Consider the following 1,004-nt stretch of genomic DNA (forward strand, 5'->3'; position numbering starts at 1 on the left):
CCGCAGGCCTGGCCGGAGCGCCTGCCCTTCGTCGGCCGGGCCACCGAGGTGGCGCGGCTGCAAGGCGCCTGGGCGCGCCGCACCGCAGTCGTCATCGTCGGCGAGGCTGGCGTCGGCAAGACCCGCCTGGCCACCGATTTCGCGGCCTCGCAGGGCGCCTATGCGCTGGTGCGCTGCCGCAGCGGCGACCATGACATCGCCTTCGGTGCCTGTGCCCGCGTGCTGCGCGTGCTGGCTGGCGAGCCGCCCGACCTGCGCGGGCTGGACGACTGGATCGTGGCCGAAGTGACCCGGCTGCTGCCCGAACTGGGCCCGGCACCGGCGCCGCTGCGCACGCAGGCCGAGCGGCTGCGCTTCGACGAGGCCTGCATCCAGGCCTGGCTGGCGCTGTCGCGCGGCGCCTTCGACGCCCTCGTGCTGGATGACTGGCAGCTGGCCGACCCCGCCAGCCGCACGCTGCTGGCCCGCGCCGCCGCACGCCGCCGCGAGGCCGGCTCGGAAGGCACCATCGAGCTGGTTTGCTGGCGCGGCGCCAGCGACGACCCCGAACTGCTGGGCTTCAGCGCGGCACTCGCGGCCGAGACGGTCGCGCTCGGTCCCTTGTCGGCGGAAGCGGTGTACGAGCTGGTGCGCCAATTGTCCGGCGCCGCCGACCCGGTGCGCTTTGCCGAGCGCCTGTGCAGCGCCACCGGCGGCCACCCCTACTTCATCTCGGAGACGCTGCGCGACCTGGCCGAGACTGCGGTGCTGGACGTCGACGAGCAAGGCCGCTGGCGCACCCCGTTCGACGCCGTGACGCAGGACTACCGCGAGCTGCCCATGCCCGCCAGCGTGCGCGAGGCCGTGCTGGCGCGGGTGCGCCGACTGGACGCGCAGACGGCACGCCTGCTCGAAGCGGCCGCGCTGGCCGGTGAGCCTTTCGGTGCCGCCTGGCTGGCCTCGGCCTGCGCGCTGTCGGAACTCGAGACGGTGCAGGCGCTGGAGCAGGCAGCACGCGCCCAGCT

General features: G+C 75.0%; 1 protein-coding gene. It reads left to right on the top strand.

What is annotated here, in order from left to right; translation table 11 throughout:
- Positions 1-1,004, top strand: a 1,004-nt coding sequence (locus tag AC1DU6_RS32760; RefSeq protein ID WP_477862443.1) for an AAA family ATPase, incomplete at both ends; no start/stop codon positions are given.

Source organism: Roseateles sp. P5_B10, from assembly GCF_056400485.1.